Below are 4,886 nucleotides of genomic sequence, written 5' to 3'. Positions count from 1 at the left end.
GCCCTCGGCGCGGCGGGGGGCGCGGGGCGTGATCACGGGCCGACTCCCAGCGCGCCGGAGACCCGGGCGGTGTCGAGGGCCACCGCGAGCGCGCCGCGGACCTCGGCCGCCGCGCCGAGGGCGGCGGCGGCCACGCCGGGCGGGCCGGCGGCGCTGGGCATGGTGCGTTGCTCCACGACGGCGCGCATCGGGTCCAGGAGCAGGTCACCGGCCTCCGCGAGTCGCCCGCCCACCACGATGATCCCGGGGTCGATGAGGTTGCAGATGTTGGCGGCGGCCACTCCGAGGTGCCGTCCGGTGTCGGCGAGCACGCGGCGGCAGCCGGGGTCGCCCTCGGCGGCCCGGCCGATGAGGTCCCCCAGGGTGAGGTTGCCGTGGCTGCCGGCCAGCATGCCGAGGAGGGCGGGCGCGCCGACGAAGGTCTCCAGGCAGCCGCGGTTGCCGCAGCGGCAGATCGGGCCGTGCTCGTCGATCGTCACGTGCCCTATCTCACCGGCGCCGCCCGCACGGCCGTGGACGAGCTGACCGCCGAGGACGATGCCTCCGCCGACGCCGTGGGAGACCCGCAGGTAGACCACGGGGTCGTGGCCGACGGCGGCGCCGAAACGGGTCTCGGCGAGGGCGCCGAGGTTGGCGTCGTTCTCGACGACGACCGGTACGTCCAATTCCTCCCCGAGGAGTTCGGGCAGGGGCATCCCGTCCCAGCCGCGCATCATGCCGACCGTGGTGATGCCGCCGGTGCGGCGGTCCACCGGCGCGGGGATGCACACGCCCATCGCGAGGAGTTCCTCGGGGCCGGCGTCGACCGACTCGACCATCTCCGTGACCAGGAGCGCGGCGCGGCGCAGGCCGACGTCGGCGCGGTGATCGGGGGCGAGCGGCATCCGCTGGTCGGCGAGGACCCGCAGGGAGGCGTCGGCGAGGGCGACGCGCAGCGAGCGGTTGCCGAAGTGCACGCCGGCGACCAGGCCCAGGTTGCGGGCGAGGCTGACCTGCAGGGCCCGCCGGCCGCTGCGGGTGGAGGGGGAGGTGTGCAGGACCCCGGCGGCGGTCAGCTCCTTGACGATGTTGGACACCGTGGCCGGGGACAGGCCGGTGACACCGGCCAGCTCGATCTGCGTGAGGGCCCCACGCCGCTGGACGGCCGCCACGATCCGAGCTCGGTTGGCCTCACGCAGTGAAGTCTGCGAACCCGGTGTCACCCGGTCAGTGCGCACGGCGGTCAGGATACCCCCCGGCCCCGCCGGCACCCCGAGGCGAACCGCGATGAAGCCCGATGAAGGCCGACGAACCGTGACGAACGGCGACGAAAGCCGGCGGGCCCCGCTGGTCTCCCAGCCGGCCTCCGGCGCCCCGGGGCCGCCCCCCTCCCCGGGGCGACCACCTCCTTGAGTACACGACCCGATGCCGGGACACGATTCGGAGCTTCTTTGGATTCACTTCTTGACTTCAATGAAGGGCGGGCCTTTGATGGGCGCCGGACCACGGGGGACGCTCCCGGTGGCCGGTCGGCGGTGCCCCCTCCCGGAGCCGTCGGCACCCGGTACGGCAACGAAGGCGTAGGGAATGCACATGCGTGGCAAGCACGGAACCAGAATGGCGGTGGCCGGTGCCGTCATCGCCGGCCTCACCCTCTCGGCGTGCGGCGGCTCGGACGACGGCAACGACTCCGGCTCCGGTGAGGACGGGGCCGCCGGCAGCAGCGTCGAGGTCTTCACCTGGTGGGCGGCCGGCTCCGAGAAGGCCGGCCTGGACGCCCTGGTCGGCGTCTTCAACGAGCAGCACCCCGATGTGGAGTTCGTGAACGGGGCCGTCGCCGGTGGCGCCGGGTCGGCGGCGAAGGACCTGCTCCAGTCCCGGCTCCAGGCGGGCGACCCGCCGGACACCTTCCAGGCCCACGCCGGTCTGGAGCTCCTCGACTACATCAACGCCGGTCAGCTGCAGAGCGTCTCGCCCCTCTTCAACGACTTCCAGCTCCGGGACGCCTTCCCGCCCGACCTGGTGGACCTGCTGACCCACGAGGGGAACATCTACTCGATCCCCACCAACGTCCACCGGGCCAACGTGGTGTGGGCCAACCCCACCGTGCTCGAGGACAACGGCATCGACCCGGAGAAGGAGTACGCCTCCCTGGACGAGTGGTTCGAGGACCTCGACACCCTCCAGGAGGCGGGCGTCACCCCGCTGTCCGTGGCCACCGCCTGGACCCAGGTGCACCTGCTGGAGACCGTCCTGCTGGCCGACCTGGGCCCCGACGCCTACACCGGCCTGTGGAACGGCTCCACCGACTGGGAGAGCTCCGAGGTCACCGAGGCCCTGGAGAGCTTCGAGCGGGCCATGGGCTACACCAACGGCGACCGGGACGGCCTGGACTGGCCCGAGGCCACCCAGATGGTGATCGACGGCAACGCCGCCTTCAACGTGATGGGCGACTGGGCGGTCGCGGCCTTCGAGGAGCAGGGCAAGGTCCTGGGCACCGACTTCACCGCCTTCCCGGTCCCCGGCACCGACGGCGTCTTCGACTTCCTCGCCGACTCCTTCACCCTGCCGGTGGACGTGCCCAACGAGGCGGGCGCCAGGGCCTGGTTGGAGACCGCGGGCTCCCTGGAGGGCCAGACCGCCTTCAACAAGGCCAAGGGCTCCATCCCGGCGCGCACCGACGCCGACCCGGCCGAGTTCTCCGAGTACCAGCAGACCGCCATCGAGTCCTTCGGCGAGGACACGATCGTCTCCTCCCTCGCCCACGGCGCGGCGACCCCGGTGTCCGTGCTCAACTCGATCTCGGACGCCACCAGCAAGTTCACCTCCGGCGCCTCCGACGTCGCGACCTTCCAGTCCGAACTCGCCGCCGCCAACGCCGGCTGAGCCGGCCCGCGCACGCCCGGGGCCGCTCCGCCGCACCACGGGGCGGCCCCGGGGCCGGATCGTGACGCGGTCCGTCGCCGGAGGAGGTCCTCCTCCGGCGACGCGCCGCGTCACCCCAGGGAGACATTCGATGACCAGAACCCTCAAAAGGGTCGGGGCGCCGCTGCTGCTGCTCGCCCCCTCACTGATTCTCGTGGGCGTCTTCGTCTACGGGCTCATCGCCGCCAACTTCCGGACGTCGTTGACCGACATCCACACGGCGGGCCAGGCCACGGGACAGCAGCCCTCGGAGACCGTGTGGTTCGAGAACTACACGGCGCTGCTGACCAGCGAGGCGTTCCAGCACTCGCTGAAGAACCTCTTCCTCTACACCGTGGTCTTCCTCTGCGGCACCATGCTCATGGGCTTCCTGTGGGCCTGGCTGCTGGAGCGCCCCCTCAGGGGAGAGGGCATCTTCCGCTCGATCTACCTCTTCCCGATGGCGATCTCCTTCGTCGCCTCCGGTGTGGTGTGGCGGTGGCTGCTCAACTCCAACCAGGGCGAGAGCGCCACCGGCCTCAACCGCCTCTTCCAGATGGTGGGGCTGGACTTCCTCCAGAACAACTGGTGGAACAACGTCTCCTACGGCATCATCGCCATCGCCGTCCCGGCGATCTGGCAGCTGTCGGGGTACGTGATGGCACTCTTCCTCGCCGGCTTCCGCGGCATCCCGGAGGAACTGCGCGAGGCCGCCCGGGTGGACGGCTCCACCACCTGGCAGCTCTACCGGCACGTCCTGTTCCCGCAGCTGTCCCCGGTCGCGCTCTCCGCGCTGGTCATCATCGGCCACATGTCGCTGAAGTCCTTCGACCTGATCATGTCGATCTCGAAGCCGGCGAACTACCAGACGAAGGTCCCCGCGGTGGACATGTACGTGTACAAGTCGAGCTTCGACTACGCGAACGCCGCCGCCGTGGGCATGATCCTGCTGGTCATCGTGGCCCTGGTGGTCGTGCCCTATCTCGTCCGCACGCACCGCAAGGAGTCCTGATGACCGCGACCACCACGCCGGCGGTCCCGCCGCGGGACCTCGCGGGAGTCCCGAACGAGCCGGCGACCACGCCGCCCCGCAAGAACCCCTTCGGCCTCGCCCGCACCCTGCGCTACGCGGCCCTGCTGTTCTTCCTCGCGGTGGTGCTGGTGCCCGTCTACGTCCTGTTGGTGACCAGCTTCAAGGGCGCGGGCGACGCCTCGCCCGCACGGGCCTGGGCACTGCCCACCACGTGGACGCTCGACAACTGGACGGCGGCCCGGGACGCGTTGGCCCCCTCCATCTGGCGCACCCTCCAGATGGTGGTGCCCTCGGCGATCCTCGCCGCCGTCCTCGGCTCCATCAACGGCTTCGTGCTCTCGCGCTGGTCCTTCCGGGGAGCCAACCTGGTGTTCACCCTGATCCTGTTCGGGATGTTCATCCCGTACCAGGCGGTGATCATCCCGCTGAACCAGCTGGTCCTGGACCTCGGACTGCCCAGCGGCATCCCCACGCTGATCCTGCTGCACGTGGTCTTCGGCATCCCGATCACCACACTGATCTTCCGGAACTACTACCAGACCGTGCCGCACGAGCTGGTCGAGGCGGCCCGGGTGGACGGCGCCGGGATGCTGCGCACCTACGCCTCGGTGATCCTGCCGATCTCCCTGCCCGGCTTCGTGGTCGTGCTGATCTGGCAGTTCACCTCGGCGTGGAACGACTTCCTGTTCGCGGTGTTCTTCTCCTCCTACAACAACGGGCCGGTCACCCTCGCGCTGAACAACCTCGCCAACGGCGCCCTGCTGCAGAACTACGGCGTCTCCATGGCGGGCGCGCTCTTCGCCTCGCTGCCGACCCTGGTGGTCTACATCGTGCTCGGCAAGTACTTCATCGGCGGACTGATGTCCGGCTCCGTGAAGAGCTGACCGACGCCACCCCGCCCGGCGGGGATGGGAGGGCCCGGGCGGGCCCCCGCGCGACGAGAGCGCACGGGGGCCCGCCCGCGTTTCCC

The 4,886-nt window shown here is 70.9% G+C and carries 4 protein-coding genes; 3 read left to right on the top strand and 1 reads right to left on the bottom strand.

Annotated elements, in window-relative coordinates; translation table 11 throughout:
• Positions 1-32 precede the first annotated feature (32 nt).
• The gene (locus tag FNQ90_RS12695; RefSeq protein ID WP_143621403.1) at positions 33-1,151 is read right to left on the bottom strand and encodes an ROK family transcriptional regulator; all 1,119 of its coding nucleotides are present in this window, start codon (positions 1,149-1,151) and stop codon (positions 33-35) included.
• Positions 1,152-1,572: 421 nt separating this feature from the next.
• Between FNQ90_RS12695 and FNQ90_RS12690 the strand changes: the two genes are divergently transcribed.
• The 3 genes from FNQ90_RS12690 to FNQ90_RS12680 all read left to right on the top strand — a co-directional run bounded on the left by FNQ90_RS12690 (position 1,573) and on the right by FNQ90_RS12680 (position 4,800).
• Positions 1,573-2,865 (top strand): ABC transporter substrate-binding protein, encoded by a 1,293-nt coding sequence (locus FNQ90_RS12690; RefSeq protein ID WP_182606474.1) that lies wholly within the window; start codon positions 1,573-1,575, stop codon positions 2,863-2,865.
• 130 nt (positions 2,866-2,995) lie between these two features.
• The gene (locus FNQ90_RS12685) at positions 2,996-3,895 is read left to right on the top strand and encodes a carbohydrate ABC transporter permease (protein WP_182606473.1); all 900 of its coding nucleotides are present in this window, start codon (positions 2,996-2,998) and stop codon (positions 3,893-3,895) included.
• Positions 3,895-4,800 carry a carbohydrate ABC transporter permease gene (locus FNQ90_RS12680; RefSeq protein ID WP_182606472.1) on the top strand — a complete coding sequence of 302 codons (906 nt, stop codon included), beginning with the start codon at positions 3,895-3,897 and terminating at the stop codon, positions 4,798-4,800. Before FNQ90_RS12685 ends, FNQ90_RS12680 begins: the two co-directional genes overlap by 1 nt.
• Positions 4,801-4,886: the final 86 nt, after the last annotated feature.

The sequence above is a fragment of the Streptomyces alkaliphilus genome (assembly GCF_014141535.1).
In the GTDB taxonomy this organism is placed as follows: Bacteria; Actinomycetota; Actinomycetes; order Streptomycetales; family Streptomycetaceae; genus Streptomyces; species Streptomyces alkaliphilus.
The sequence above is the reverse complement of the archived record's forward strand: the minus strand, read 5'-3'. Positions and strand labels throughout refer to the sequence as shown.